Origin of the sequence: Streptomyces sp. NPDC059010 (genome assembly GCF_042740355.1) — a bacterium.
Classification (GTDB): Bacteria; Actinomycetota; Actinomycetes; order Streptomycetales; family Streptomycetaceae; genus Streptomyces.
In genome coordinates this window covers 103,751-117,215 of record NZ_JBHYJA010000013.1, presented here as the reverse complement: position 1 = coordinate 117,215, position 13,465 = coordinate 103,751, and the positions used below count along the sequence as shown (strand labels likewise).

Genomic DNA, 13,465 nt, shown 5'->3' with positions numbered 1-13,465 from the left:
CGCGCGCGACGCCCCCCGCCCGCGCGGCGGGCGTGGGCGGGGCGGGCCCCGCCCCCGCCGGGCCCCCCCCGCGCCGCCCCCCCCCCCCGGCCGCGCGCACGGTCGCGGTACACCGCCGCCGGGAAATTCCTGGCGGAGCCGGCTGTACCGCTGGGACATGAAGGCGTCGCCGTACGCGTTCATCTCCCCCTTCTTCATCGTCTTCGGGGCGTTCTCGCTGGTCCCGCTGCTGTACACGGCCTGGTACTCGCTGCACGACGTGCAGCTGGCGAACCTGGACAGCCAGACCTGGGCGGGGCTGGACAACTACCGGAACCTGCTGTCCTCGGACTTCTTCTGGAACTCCCTGTGGGTCACCTTCGCCATCGGGGTGATCTCGACCGTGCCGCAGCTGCTGATGGCGATCGGGGTCGCGCATCTGCTCAACTACAAGCTGCGCGGCTCGACCGTGTGGCGGGTCGTGATGCTCACCCCGTACGCCACCTCGGTGGCGGCGGCGACGCTGGTGTTCGTGCTGCTGTACTCCTGGGACGGCGGCATGATCAACTGGATCCTCGACTTCTTCGGGATCGATCCGGTCAACTGGCGTGAGTCCGACTGGGGTTCGAAGTTCGCCGTGTCCTCGATCGTGATCTGGCGCTGGACCGGCTACAACGCGCTGATCTATCTGGCCGCCATGCAGGCCATCCCCTCCGACCTGTACGAGTCGGCGGCGATCGACGGCGCGAACCGCTGGCAGCAGTTCCGCCATGTGACGATCCCGCAGCTGCGGCCGACGATCCTGTTCACGGTGGTCGTCTCGACGATCGGCGCGACCCAGCTCTTCGGTGAGCCGTTGCTGTTCGGCGGGGTGTCCGGTTCCAAGGGCGGCTCCGATCACCAGTACCAGACGCTCGGCCTGTACATGTACGACCAGGGCTGGATCATCGGCAACCTCGGCAAGGCGTCCGCGATCGCCTGGTCGATGTTCCTGATCCTGCTGATCATCGGTGTGATCCAGATGCTGGTCTCCCGACGTCTGAGGAAGTCCCAATGACAGCAACTGAACTGACTGCCCCTCAGGCAAAAGGGTCCGGACGCGGCGACAAGGCCGGGCGCCGCCGGGTGATGGGCGCCGGCAAGCAGCTGCACGCCGGCCCGGTCACCTATCTCGTGCTGACCCTGTTCGCGCTGGTCTCGCTGGCCCCGCTGGTGTGGACGGCGATCGCGGCCTCGCGCACCAATCAGCGGCTCGCCGAGACCCCGCCGCCGCTGTGGTTCGGCGGCAACCTGTTCAAGAACATGGAGCGGGCGTGGGAGGAGGCCGGGCTCGGCACCGCGATGTTCAACACCGTGATCGTCGCGACCGCGATCACGGTCAGCACGGTGCTGTTCTCCACGCTCGCCGGATTCGCCTTCGCCAAACTGCGGTTCAAGTTCTCGGGCGTCCTGCTGATGCTGACGATCGGCACGATGATGGTGCCGCCGCAGCTGGCCGTCGTACCGCTGTATCTGTGGATGGCCGACCTCGGCTGGTCCAATCAGCTGCAGACGGTCATCCTGCCGACGCTGGTGACGGCCTTCGGTACGTTCTTCATGCGGCAGTACCTGGTGCAGGCGCTGCCGGGCGAGCTGATCGAGGCGGCGCGGGTGGACGGGGCGAGCAGTCTGCGGGTCGTGTGGCACGTGGTGTTCCCGGCCGCGCGGCCCGCGATGGCCGTCCTCGGCCTGCTGACCTTCGTGTTCGCCTGGAACGACTTCCTGTGGCCGATCATCGCCCTGAACCAGGAGAACCCGACCGTGCAGGTCGCCCTCAACTCCCTGGGCACCGGCTATGTCCCCGACCAAGCGGTGATCATGGCGGGCGCCCTGCTCGGCACACTGCCGCTGCTGATCGCCTTCCTGCTGTTCGGCAAGCAGATCGTCGGCGGCATCATGCAGGGAGCGATCAAGGGCTGACACCCGCCCGTATCCCATTTCTCATACGTCCCTGGGGGCCGGGTCACCGCCGCCTCGGCCCCTCATCCCTCATCCCCCGTCTCCTCCCCTCTTTCCCCTCTCCTCCTACCCGTCGGTCTCCACGACCCCCAATGGGAGCGCTTCCATGCCTGAGCCCATGTCCTCCGTGTCCTTTCCCCCCTCCTTCCTCTGGGGCGCCGCGACGTCCGCGTACCAGATCGAGGGAGCGGTGCGGGAGGGCGGCCGTACCCCGTCGATCTGGGACACCTTCAGCCATACGCCGGGCAGGACGGCCGGCGGCGAGCACGGTGACATCGCTGTCGACCACTACCACCGCTACCGCGAGGACGTGGCGCTGATGGCCGAGCTCGGCCTGACCGCGTACCGCTTCTCGCTCTCGTGGTCACGCGTGCAGCCGACCGGCCGGGGCCCGGCGGTGCAGGTGGGCCTGGACTTCTACCGCCGGCTGGTCGACGAACTGCTGGCGCACGGCATCAAGCCCGCCGTCACCCTCTACCACTGGGATCTGCCGCAGGAGCTGGAGGACGCGGGCGGCTGGCCGGAGCGCGACACGGCGTACCGGTTCGCCGAGTACGCCCAGATCGTCGGCGAGGCGCTCGGCGACCGGGTGGAGCAGTGGATCACGCTCAACGAGCCGTGGTGCAGCGCGTTTCTGGGCTACGGCTCGGGCGTGCACGCACCGGGCCGTACGGAACCGGCGGCCTCGCTGCGGGCGGCCCACCATCTGAACCTGGCTCATGGCCTGGGCACTTCGGCCCTGCGCTCGGTGATGCCGGCCCGCAACTCGGTGGCGCTCAGCCTCAACTCCTCGACGGTACGGCCGCTGACGCAGGACCCGGCGGACCTGGCCGCGGCCCGGAAGATCGACGACCTGGCCAACGGGGTCTTCCACGGCCCGATCCTGCACGGCGCGTACCCGGAGAGCCTGTTCGCGGCGACGGAGCTGGTGACCGACTGGTCCTACGTCCACGACGGCGACCTGGCGGCGATCAACCAGCCGCTGGACGCGCTGGGCCTGAACTACTACACCCCCGCGCTGGTCTCGGCCGCTGAGACGGAGGTCGCCGGGCCGCGCGCCGACGGCCACGGGGCCAGCGACCACACCCCCTGGCCGGGCGCGGACGACGTCGCCTTCCACCAGTCGCCCGGCGACCGCACCGAGATGGGCTGGACGATCGACCCGACCGGCCTGCACGACCTGATCATGCGCTACACGCGGGAGGCCCCGGGCCTGCCCCTGTACATCACCGAGAACGGCGCCGCCTACGACGACAAGCCGGACCCCGACGGCCGCGTCCACGACCCCGAGCGCATCGCCTACCTGCACGGCCACCTCTCCGCCGTCCGCCGCGCCATCTCCGACGGCGCCGATGTCCGCGGCTACTACCTGTGGTCCCTGATGGACAACTTCGAGTGGGCGTACGGCTACGAGAAGCGGTTCGGGGCGGTGTACGTCGACTACTCGACGCTCACCAGGACACCGAAGTCGAGCGCGTACTGGTACGGGGAGGCGGCTCGGACTGGGGCGTTGCCGGCAGTGGAGCAGGAGCTCTGACGGGCGGCGCTCGACCGGGGGCGGGGCGTGGCACAGGGTGGGACGTGCCGCGCCCCGGCACCTGCCCGAGCAGCCATCCCCTCGGAACATCACTACCCTGCACGGGTGCTCTCATATGACCAGTTGACGCAGCCTGAACGTGAGTTGTGGGACGCGTTTCCCGTGGGCCGGCAGGTGGACCTTCGCCCGGACCGGCCCGAGGACGCCCGTCCTGTCGACCCCGGACAGTGGGGGCCCGAACGCACCGTGCGGGCGGCCGCGATCGCGGCACTGCTCCTGGGTGCGAACACCGGGGAGCCGGGCGCCGTCGCCTGTCTGAGGCTGATCGGCGCGCGCATCACCGGGCAACTCGATCTCGCCGGAGCGCAGATCGCTCACGCTCTCTGGCTCGAACTCTGCTGGTTCGACGAACCGATCGACCTCTTCGGGGCGTCGACGCAGTCCATCGCGATCAAGGGCAGCCGCGTGCCCGGCCTCGAAGCCGGTACGGCCCGTGTCGAGGGGAGCCTCGACCTGCGGAGGTCGCTGGTCGAGGGCACCACGTTCTCGCCCTACTACGGCAACGTCATCGCCCTGTCGCTCATCAACGCCCGGGTGTCCGGCGCCGTGCACCTCGACAACGCCCGGATCAACGCGGCCGACGGATGGGCCGTGGGTGCCGGTGGGCTGGTCATGGAGGGGGGCTTCTTCTGCCGGGGCGGCCTGGTCGCGCGGGGAGAAGTCCGTTTTCTGGGGGCGCAGTTGCCGGGTGGGCTGTTCATGAGGGGCGCGACGCTGGAGAGCCCCGGTCCGCGCGGAGTGGCGTTGGCGCTGGACAGTGCGGTGGTGTCGACACTCGAACTCTCCGGGGGGTTCACCGCGAACGGGACGGTACGGCTGCGGGGCGCGCGGGTCACGGACAACGTGAGCTTCGAGGGGGCTGTGCTGAACGGACCGCCCGAGGGTGACGGCGCCGCCCTGGTGGGGATGCTGATGCAGGCCGTCGACTTCGACTTCACGCTCGCCCGGACGCCGTCCGGCCCGGTGGACCTGCGGGGCGCGCAGGTGTCGTATCTCCACGAGGGCGAGCACAGCTGGCCGGACGTGGTGGAGCTGGACGGCTTCGTCTACGGCTCCATCAAAGTGGCCGGCGCGGACGAGCCCGGCGAGCGCCGGGAAGCGGTCGGGCCGCAGGGCTCCGTCCCCCATCGCCTCGCGTGGATACGGCGCAGCCCGGGCTACAGTCCGCAGCCGTACGAGCAGTTGGCGAGCTGGTACCGGTCGGTCGGCCATGACGACGACGCCCGCCGGGTCCTCCTCGCCAAGCAGCGCCACCGCCGCGGCACCCTGCACCCGGCCGCGCGAGCCTGGGGCCATCTGCTCGACGCGACCGTCGGTTACGGCTACCGCCCCTGGCTGGCCGGCGTCTGGCTGCTGGCGCTGAGCCTGCTGGGCACCCTGGTCTTCCGCGCGCACTCACCGACACCGGTGAAGCCGGACGAGGGCGCGCCGTTCCAGCCCTTCGTCTACACGCTCGACCTGCTGATCCCCATCGGTGGTCTGGGCCAGCGCACGTCCTGGTACTGGGCGGACGACGGTGTGCAGTGGCTGGCCTACGCGCTGACCGCCTTGGGCTGGGTGCTGACGACGGCCGTCATCGCGGGCGTGACCCGCACCCTGCAGAAGAACTGACGGTCAAAAACACGCGCCCCGGCCGGATGGGGGTGAGGCCGGCCGGGGCGCGCCCCCCGTGGGTCGAGAGGCGGTCCGCGTTACTTGTAGGTCGCGAACGCCTTGGAGAACGCGAACTTCTCCTGGAGGATCGAGCTGCACGTCGCGTCGGCCGCCGGCTTCTCGCCGCCCGCGCACTGCTTGTCGCGGGTGGCCGACCACATCGAAAGCCAGCCGAGGCCCTTGGACTTGGCGAAGTTCACCAGCTGGGTGGCGTCGTCGACCTTGAAGATCTCGGTGGTGACGTCGTTGACGCCGATCATGGGGGTGACGGCGACCGTCTTCCAGGCGGCGCTGTCGGAGAGGCCGAGGACGCTCTTGACCTGGGCCTGGGTGGCGGTGGCCGCCTGTTCGGCGTAGGTGCCCATGTCGCCGCTGTAGGCGGGGCCGTAGTCCATCGCCATGATGTTGACGGTGTCGATCTTCACGCCGTTCTGCTTGGCGTCGGCGAGGAGGTCGACGCCGGGCTGGGTCAGGCCCTCCGGCATGACAGGGAGGGTGTAGGAGACGTCGAGGCCGGGGTGGGCCTTCTGGAGCTTGGCTATCGCCTGGGCGCGGCGGGTGTTGGCAGCCTTGTCCGGGAGCGCGCCGCCCTCCACGTCGAAGTCGACCTTGGTCAGCTTGTACGCGTCCACGGCCTTGCCGTACGCCGCCGCCAGCGCGTCCGCCGAGGAGCAGGTCGTCGCCAGCTCGCTGCCGGCCGCGCCGCCGAAGGACACCCGTACGTCGCCGCCCTTGGCCCGCAGGTCACCGATCTGCGCGGCGACCGCGTCGCCGCCGAGGTCCGTCACGCCGCCCCACTTGGGGGTGCAGCCGCCGCCGTCGGTGATGAAGGCGAGGTTGTAGTTCTTCACGCCGGTCGCCTCGGCGCTCGCCGCCATGTCGAAGGCCGGGTAGAGGGAGGTGTCGATGTACGGGGCGAAACCGGCGGACGCCGTCGTGCCGTTGCCGGAGGTCTCCGAGGGTTTGGGAGTCGGCGTCGCGGACTGTGTGGGCGTCGCGCTGGGCTTGGGCGTCGCGGTGGGGGTGGGCTTCGGGGTCGGCTTCGGTGACTGGGTCGGGCGGCCGCTCGGCTCCGGGGTCGCGGTGTCGTCCGTGGAACACTTCGCGCCGTCGATCAGACAACCCTTCGGCGAGGCCGTGCCGTTGACCACGAAGCCGACCGTCACGGACTCGCGCGCGGCCAGCCCGTCCTTGTCCCACTTCGGCGGTGTCACGGTGACGTGCTGCCCGCTCACGCTCGACTCGGCGTTCCACAGGGAGCTCAGCTTCGAGCCCGTCGGCAGGTCGAACTCCAGCTTCCAGTCCTTCTTCGCCTGCTCGCTGTCGTTCGTGACGACGTACTGCGCGGTGTAGCCCGTCGACCACTCACTGGTCTTCGTGTACGCCGCCCCGGTCCCGGCCGCCTGGGCGGTACCGGTGAACACGATCGCACCGCCGCCGACGACGGCCGCGGCCACCAGCCCGCCTATCGCCTTGTTCCTGCCGCTGACCTTGCGCCGGTGGGTGCTCATCGCATGCCTGCCTTCACTGTTCACGAGGGGGGTGGGTGCGGCAGCACGCTAGCGAGCCGGAATCGGGCAAAAGACGTGATCCAGACCGGCGTTGAGGATCTTAGGGCGCGCTTAAGGAAGGGATCGGGGCCGGTTAAAGGTCGAGACCAATCTGCCGGGCCGGCGCCGTCGCACCGCCCCCCGGTGCCCCCTGCGCACCGGCTCCCTTCCGTCCAGCTGGATCCAGATCCGGACCTCGGTGCCGCCGAGCACCGACGACCCGATCCGTACGTCACCGCCGGTCGACTCCGCGAGGCGCCGCACGATGTCCAGGCCGAGGCCGGTCGAACCGGCGCTGCCCGAGCCCCGGCCGCGGGCCATCGCCGCCTCGGGGTCGGCTATGCCGGGCCCGGCGTCGGAGACGAGCACGATCACCGCGTCCTCGCCGTTGTGCACGTCGACCGCGAACGCCGTGCCCTCGGAGGTGTGCCGGAAGACATTGCCGAGCAGGGCGTCGAGGGCGGCCGCCAGATCCGCCCGGGCCACGGGTATCCGCACCGGACGGTCCACGCCGGCCACCCGCACCTTGCGGCCCTCGTCCTCCGCCAGCGCCGACCAGAACGCCATGCGCTCGCGCACCACTTCGGCCGCGTCGCACCCGGCGCCCGGACCGGCCGCCACCGTCTGCGGCTTGGCGTCCCGTGCCGTACGGATGATGGTGTCGACCTCGCGCTCCAGCTGGGCGACGGCCGACCGGGTCTGCTCTGCGGCCGCACCGTCCCCGAGCGAGGCGGCGTTCAGCCGCAGCACGGTCAGCGGGGTGCGCAGGCGGTGGGACAGATCGGCCGCCAACTCCCTCTCGTTCGCGAGGAGTTGGACGACCTGGTCGGCCATCGAGTTGAACGCGACCGCCGCCAGCCGCAGTTCGGTCGGCCCCTCCTCGGGCACCCGGGAGCCCAGCTTGCCCTCCCCCAGCTCATGCGCGCCCTCGACCAGACGCTGCGCCGGCCGCACCATCCGTACGCCGAGCCGGTCGGCGACCGCGACCGATCCGACGATCAGCGCGAGGCCGACCCCGGCCAGCACCGCCCAGGCCGTGGCGAGGCCGTTGGTGACCTCCGCGTCGGGGACGTACACCTCCACGACGGCTATCTCGCCGGAGCTCAGCGCGACCGGCTGGAGCAGGGTGGATCCGCCGGGGACCTCGGAGGTGGAGGCGCGGCCCAGCCGTCGTACGGTCGCGACGTCGTCGGCGGCGGCACGCTGCCGGCCGAGGTCGACGGCGCTCGCGTCGTCGGAGGCCGGTATGTGCACGGCCATGCCCGCGTCCGATCCGGCGGAGGCGACGACGCGCTCCAGCTGGTCCCGGTCGGTGGTGATGGACAGGGCGGGGGCGACGGCAGCGGCCTCCCGCTCGGCGTTGGAGAAGGCGCGGTCGCGGGCCATCTCCCTGATGACCAGTCCGAGGGGGATGGCGAAGGCGACCACGACCATCGTGGTGACCGCCAGACAGACCTTGACCAGTGCCCACCTCATCGTGACGGCTCCCCCACGGGTGGTTCCAGCTTCACGCCGACGCCGCGCAGGGTGTGCAGATAGCGCGGGCTGGCCGCGGTCTCGCCCAGTTTGCGGCGCAGCCAGGACAGATGGACGTCGATGGTCTGGTCGTCGCCGTAGGACTGCTGCCAGACCTCGGCGAGCAGTTCCTTGCGGGGTACGACGACTCCGGGCCGTCCGGCCAGGAAGGCGAGCAGGTCGAACTCGCGGCGGGTGAGGTCCAGGGGTGCGCCGTCCAGCTCGGCCTGACGGCGCAGCGGGTCGACGGTCAGGCCGCCGACGCGGAGCACGCTGGACGGGGCCGCCTCCGCGCTGCCGGACCGGGCGCGGCGCAGGACGGCGGCCATCCGGGCCGACAGGTGCTCGACCGAGAACGGCTTGGTGAGGTAGTCGTCCGCCCCCGCGTTCAGCAGCCGGACGATCTCCGTCTCGTCGTCCCGTGCGGTGGCGATGATCACAGGTACGTCGGTGATGCCGCGCAGCATCTTCAGGGCCTCGGAGCCGTCCAGGTCCGGCAGTCCGAGGTCCAGGATCACCACGTCGAAGCGGAAATGGGCGACCTCGCGCAGCGCCTCCAGTGCCGTACCGACGCTGCGCACCGTGTGGGCGGCGTCGGTCAGGTGCCGGATGAGCGCCGAGCGTACGAACTGGTCGTCCTCGACCACGAGCACACTTGCCATGCGCCGCACCGTACGCCATGCGAGCGAGCCCGGTCCGGGCCTGTGGACAACTCACCCGCTGTGGACAACCCGGCCGCCCGTGGGCAACTTCACCCCTGTGGACAACCGCGCGACACGTCCGCGACGCGTGAGGCAGTATGGCCCGCGATGCGCAGAGGACTCGTACACGTACTGGCTTGGTCGCTCGCCACGGGCGCGGCGGTCACGCTGTCGTGGTGGGGTGTCCACACGGTGATGGCGGGCACGGTGTACGACCGGCCGCGCGCCCTGCCCATCACCGCGGCCGACGCGACCACACAGGAGTCGAAGCCGCTGGCGTCGTCCACGAACCGGCCGACCCCGTCGAAGGGCCCGTCGAGCCCCTCGTCGAAGCCGACCGGGCAGCCCCGCACCCCGGCCTCCTCAAAGCCGCCGGCCAACACCCCCGCCCCCACTCCCACCACATCCGGCCAGGTCAAGAGCTACGGCACGGACGGCGGCCGGGTGGTCTTCGACATCGGTAAGACCTCCGCGACGCTCGTCTCGGCCACCCCGGGCGCGGGCTGGTCGATGCAGGTGTGGAAGACGGAGACCTGGATCCGGGTGGAGTTCGGCGCGGGCGCGGACCGGGTGTCGGTGTTCTGCACCTGGCACGACGGGCCGCCGCGGGTGGAGATCGGGAACTACTGACCCGCCGTCACCGGAGCCTCGCCGTCACCGGAACACGGACGGGGGCGGGGCCGGGGAGGCCACCGCGGCGAGGTCGGTCACGGGTACGGCCCCGCCGGTGAAGTCGGAGAGCGCCTTGCCGTGCTCGACCCGGCCGGGGTGCGGGTCGGAGGCGGCGCGCCGGGTCAGTTCGGCGACCGGGAGCGGGCGGTCGCAGGCCACCAGGACGGCGTTGCCGAAGCGTTTGCCGCGCAGGACCGCCGGGTCGGCTACCAGGGCGAGTTCCGCGAACCGGTCGGCGGCGGTGGCGATCTGGCCGCGCAGATGCGCGAGCGGCGGCCCGTCGGCAAGGTTGGCGGCGTAGACACCGTCGGGCCGCAGGACCCTGCGGACGTCGTCGAGGAACTCCCCCGACGTCAGGTGGGCGGGTGTGCGGGCCCCGCTGAACACGTCGGCGATGACGAGGTCGGCCCATGCGTCGGGCACCTTGGCGAGCCCGTCCCGGGCATCCGCCGACCGCACCCGGATCCGGCTGTTCTGGTCCAACGGCAGCTCCCGCCTGACCAGTTGGACGAGGGTGGCGTCCCGCTCGACGACCTGCTGGGTGGAGCGGGGGCGGGTGGCGGCGACATACCGGGCGAGCGTGAACGCACCGCCGCCGAGGTGGACGGCGTGGACGGGCTTGCCGGGCGGGGCGACGAGGTCGATGACATGGCCGAGGCGGCGCTGGTACTCGAAGGAGAGGTGCGCCGGGTCGTCCAGATCGACGTACGACTGAGGCGCCCCGTCGATGAGGAGCGTCCAGGCCCTGGCGCGGTCCCGGTCGGGTATCAGCTCGGCGAGCCCGCCGTCGATGCGCTCGACGACGGCTTCGACGGCGGCCGGCCGGCGCCGGGTGTTCCTGGGCTTCCTCACCGGGTCATTGTCGCAAGCGGGAGGCGGCGGCGCCCGGGCAGCCGGTCACTGACAGTTGTCGGCCGCCTCGATCAGCCGTGCCGCCTCGCCCAGCGCCGCCCGCAGCGCCGCCGGATCCGTCGCCAGGTCCGCCTCGCCGGGCGGCAGCAGCCAGTCCGAGCCCTCGACCGGCGGCTCGGGGTTCAGGTCCAGGCTCATGCCCCGGCCGTCGGTCTCCGTACAGGTGCTGCCCGGTACGTCCCAGGCGGCGGCCGTGCCCGACGGGACCACGAAGCCGAGGGTGTCACCGCCGTCGTCGTGCAGTACGGGCCCGACCGCGTCGCCGGCCCCCCGGCGCAGGATGTCGACGGCCTCCAGGCCCTGCCGCGCCGGAACCGTGACCAGGTCGCAGCCCTCGCCCGGTGGCTCGCTGCACTGTGCGGTCGGCGCATGCCCCGCCGTTGTCGACGGCGTACGAGGAGCGATGCTCTGGCTGGTCTTCATCCCGACCTCCACCACGGAACCCCTTTTGCAGTCCGAAGAGTTCAACGCATCGCCGCGTCAACGGCTACGGCGGAAGTCAGCCGCAAAGGATGGCACTTCATGGCAGATCGTGCATGAGATATCCGTTTTGTAGCCAAACCCTGCGTCACGGGTCCGACACAGCAGGTACGTTCTTGCCCGCCGGAGACAGGGGACGAGCCGGAATTTTCGATTCACCTCGTCCTTTCAACTCGTCCTTGTGCCGGCATGGTTCGACGGTTCGCACGAGAGGACCCGGCCATGGCGTCGTCAGAGCTGACCTCGTCCCTGCCCCCCAGGCCACCGCGGCCGAATCTCGCGTTCCGGCGGTTGCGCGGACAGCGCTCGCCGGCCGAGTTCGCCGCCGTGGTGCGGCGGGCAGCCCGCGAGATCGGTGAGCGGGTCAGCTGTGACGCACGCTACGTCGGACGCGTCGAGGCCGGCGAGATCCGCTGTCCCAACTACGCGTACGAACGGGTGTTCCTGCACATGTTCCCCGGCCGAACGCTCGCCGACCTCGGTTTCGCGCCCCGCTCGTCCGTACGCGGACGCCGGGCGCATACCGGAGAGGACACGCCCCCCATGCACACCACGATCCCGGCACATGCCACCGGTGAGAAGTGGAGGGCTCCCGAGCCGTATGACCCGCTGAACCCTCAGGACCCGTACGACCCCCACGACCCGTACGGGGCAGACCAGAACCACGAGATCCACGAGGAGAGCGACGTGCTACGTCGCGCATTCATGACCGGCGGTGGCGCCACGGTGGCCGCCGCCTCGCTGGGCCCCCTGGGCCTGGCCCACGACGCCGCGGCCGCGGAGCGTCCCGTCCGACGTGTCGGGGGAGGCGAGGCGGACGCGCTGGAGGAAGCCGTACGCCGTATCCGGCTGCTCGACGACCGGCACGGCGCCGACGGCCTCTACCGACGCGCGGCCGCCCCGCTGCGGGCCGCCTACGCACTGCTCGACGCCGGTACCACCCGGCAGGCGATCGGCGACCGGCTCCACTCGGGCGCGGGTGAGCTGGCCATCTCGGTGGGATGGCTGGCGCACGACTCGGGGCGGTTCGACGACGCCCGCTCGCACTACGCGGAGGCGCTGGCGACCGCCCGGATGGCAGGCGACCCGGCCGTCGAGGCACACGCCTTCTGCAATACGTCCTTCCTCGCGCGGGACGCCGGCCGGCCCCGCGAGGCGGTACGGGCGGCCCAGGCCGCGCTGCGTGTCGCACGCCCCCTGGGTTCCGCCCGGCTGATGTCGCTGCTGTCGCTGCGCGAGGCGGGCGGCTGGGCGGGGCTCGCCGACCGCACCGGCTGCGAACAGGCCCTCGTTCGCGCACAGGCCCTCTTCGAGCGAGGCCACTCGGACGCCGACCCCGAGTGGATGAGCTTCTACGGAGAGGCCGAGCTGGAGGTCCTGGAGGCGCAGTGCTGGTCGACGCTGGGCAACTGGCGGCGGGCGGCGCAGCACGCGGGGCGGGCGGCCCATCTGCAGGATCCGCACTTCACCCGCAACATCGCGCTGTACACGGCGGAACTGGCGGACGACCTGGCCCGGGGCGGACGTCCCGACGAGGCGGCCTCCGCCGGGATGCGGGTGCTGGACCTGCTGGACCAGGTGCAGTCGTCGCGGGTGCAGACGATGCTGGCGGGGACGGCACGGGTGCTGCTGCCGCACCGGCGGGCGAGCGGGGTGTCGGCGTTCCTGGAACGCCATGCGAGCGTGCCCCGCACGGCGTGACCGGCGGCGGGCGAACCGCTACGCCGCCAGGTGCCCCAGGTCGTTCCAGCTGTGGATCGCCGGTTCCCCGTAGGCCCACCCCAGCACCGACAGCGACGTCGGGTTCAGACGGAACCGGGCCGCGAAGTCGAGGGGCAGACCGAGCCAGCGCGCGCCTATGGACCGGAGTATGTGCCCGTGCGCGAAGACCAGCACATCCCGGTCCGCCTCGCGCGCCCAGGCCACCACCTCGTCGGCCCGGGCCGTCACCTCGGCCAGGCTCTCGCCCTCGGGCACGCCGTCGCGCCAGATGAGCCAGCCGGGCCGGACGGCCTGGATGTCCGCCGGGGTCATGCCCTCGTACGCGCCGTAGTCCCACTCCATGAGCGTGTCCCAGGCACGCGCGCGTTCACCGAAGCCGGCGAGTTCGCACGTCTCACGCGCGCGTGCCAGTGGGCTGGTGCGCACCTCGACCCCGGCCAACCCGTCGTACGGCGCCCGGTTCAGGCGTTCCCCGAGCAGCTTCGCGCCCCGGCGGCCCTCCTCCAGAAGCGGCACATCGGTCCTGCCCGTGTGCTTGCCGGACAGCGACCATGCGGTCTGTCCGTGCCGGGCCAGCAGGATGCGCGGTGCCATGAAGGGGCCTTCCGGGAGAAATGAGAGGCGGAGCACCTCCATCATCGCGCACGCTGTGCCGGGGCAACCCGGCGGGCGATCTCTGCGTCTAG

At 71.4% G+C, this 13,465-nt stretch carries 12 protein-coding genes; 6 read left to right on the top strand and 6 right to left on the bottom strand.

Going from position 1 to position 13,465, the window contains the following annotated elements; all coding sequences use genetic code 11:
* The first annotated feature begins 157 nt into the window (after positions 1-157).
* The 4 genes from ACFWYS_RS16100 to ACFWYS_RS16085 all read left to right on the top strand — a co-directional run bounded on the left by ACFWYS_RS16100 (position 158) and on the right by ACFWYS_RS16085 (position 5,185).
* Positions 158-1,036 carry a carbohydrate ABC transporter permease gene (locus ACFWYS_RS16100; protein WP_384768245.1) on the top strand — a complete coding sequence of 293 codons (879 nt, stop codon included), beginning with the start codon at positions 158-160 and terminating at the stop codon, positions 1,034-1,036.
* Complete coding sequence (locus tag ACFWYS_RS16095) at positions 1,033-1,938, top strand: carbohydrate ABC transporter permease (protein WP_384768243.1); 906 nt, start codon at positions 1,033-1,035, stop codon at positions 1,936-1,938. Before ACFWYS_RS16100 ends, ACFWYS_RS16095 begins: the two co-directional genes overlap by 4 nt.
* A 157-nt stretch (positions 1,939-2,095) precedes the next feature.
* Positions 2,096-3,514 carry a GH1 family beta-glucosidase gene (locus tag ACFWYS_RS16090; RefSeq protein WP_384768538.1) on the top strand — a complete coding sequence of 473 codons (1,419 nt, stop codon included), beginning with the start codon at positions 2,096-2,098 and terminating at the stop codon, positions 3,512-3,514.
* Between the two features lie 105 nt (positions 3,515-3,619).
* Positions 3,620-5,185, top strand: coding sequence for an oxidoreductase (locus tag ACFWYS_RS16085; protein ID WP_384768240.1), 1,566 nt, complete (start codon positions 3,620-3,622; stop codon positions 5,183-5,185).
* An 80-nt stretch (positions 5,186-5,265) separates the two neighbouring features.
* On the opposite strand, the gene ACFWYS_RS16080 is transcribed toward ACFWYS_RS16085, so the two are convergent.
* The 3 genes from ACFWYS_RS16080 to ACFWYS_RS16070 all read right to left on the bottom strand — a co-directional run bounded on the left by ACFWYS_RS16080 (position 5,266) and on the right by ACFWYS_RS16070 (position 8,954).
* Entirely contained in the window at positions 5,266-6,738 is a 1,473-nt protein-coding gene (locus tag ACFWYS_RS16080; protein ID WP_384768237.1) for a cellulose binding domain-containing protein, read from the bottom strand.
* A 111-nt stretch (positions 6,739-6,849) separates the two neighbouring features.
* Complete coding sequence (locus ACFWYS_RS16075; RefSeq protein WP_384768235.1) at positions 6,850-8,253, bottom strand: sensor histidine kinase; 1,404 nt, start codon at positions 8,251-8,253, stop codon at positions 6,850-6,852.
* Positions 8,250-8,954: a response regulator transcription factor gene (locus tag ACFWYS_RS16070; protein ID WP_384768232.1), complete on the bottom strand. Its 705-nt coding sequence runs from the start codon at positions 8,952-8,954 to the stop codon at positions 8,250-8,252. The genes ACFWYS_RS16075 and ACFWYS_RS16070 overlap by 4 nt, the downstream gene beginning before the upstream one ends.
* 147 nt (positions 8,955-9,101) lie before the next feature.
* On the opposite strand from ACFWYS_RS16070, the gene ACFWYS_RS16065 reads away from it, so the two are divergent.
* The gene (locus ACFWYS_RS16065) at positions 9,102-9,623 is read left to right on the top strand and encodes a hypothetical protein (RefSeq protein ID WP_384768229.1); all 522 of its coding nucleotides are present in this window, start codon (positions 9,102-9,104) and stop codon (positions 9,621-9,623) included.
* 24 nt (positions 9,624-9,647) lie between these two features.
* On the opposite strand, the gene ACFWYS_RS16060 is transcribed toward ACFWYS_RS16065, so the two are convergent.
* Together ACFWYS_RS16060 and ACFWYS_RS16055 are read right to left on the bottom strand one after the other, a co-directional pair.
* On the bottom strand, positions 9,648-10,517 hold the full coding sequence (locus tag ACFWYS_RS16060; protein ID WP_384768226.1) for a spermidine synthase: 870 nt from the start codon (positions 10,515-10,517) through the stop codon (positions 9,648-9,650).
* 45 nt (positions 10,518-10,562) lie between these two features.
* Positions 10,563-11,000: a hypothetical protein gene (locus ACFWYS_RS16055; RefSeq protein WP_384768224.1), complete on the bottom strand. Its 438-nt coding sequence runs from the start codon at positions 10,998-11,000 to the stop codon at positions 10,563-10,565.
* 279 nt (positions 11,001-11,279) lie between these two features.
* On the opposite strand from ACFWYS_RS16055, the gene ACFWYS_RS16050 reads away from it, so the two are divergent.
* Positions 11,280-12,758, top strand: coding sequence for a hypothetical protein (locus ACFWYS_RS16050; RefSeq protein ID WP_384768221.1), 1,479 nt, complete (start codon positions 11,280-11,282; stop codon positions 12,756-12,758).
* Between the two features lie 18 nt (positions 12,759-12,776).
* Here the strand turns inward: ACFWYS_RS16050 and ACFWYS_RS16045 are convergent, their stop codons facing one another.
* Entirely contained in the window at positions 12,777-13,373 is a 597-nt protein-coding gene (locus ACFWYS_RS16045; protein ID WP_384768218.1) for a histidine phosphatase family protein, read from the bottom strand.
* Positions 13,374-13,465 lie beyond the last annotated feature (92 nt).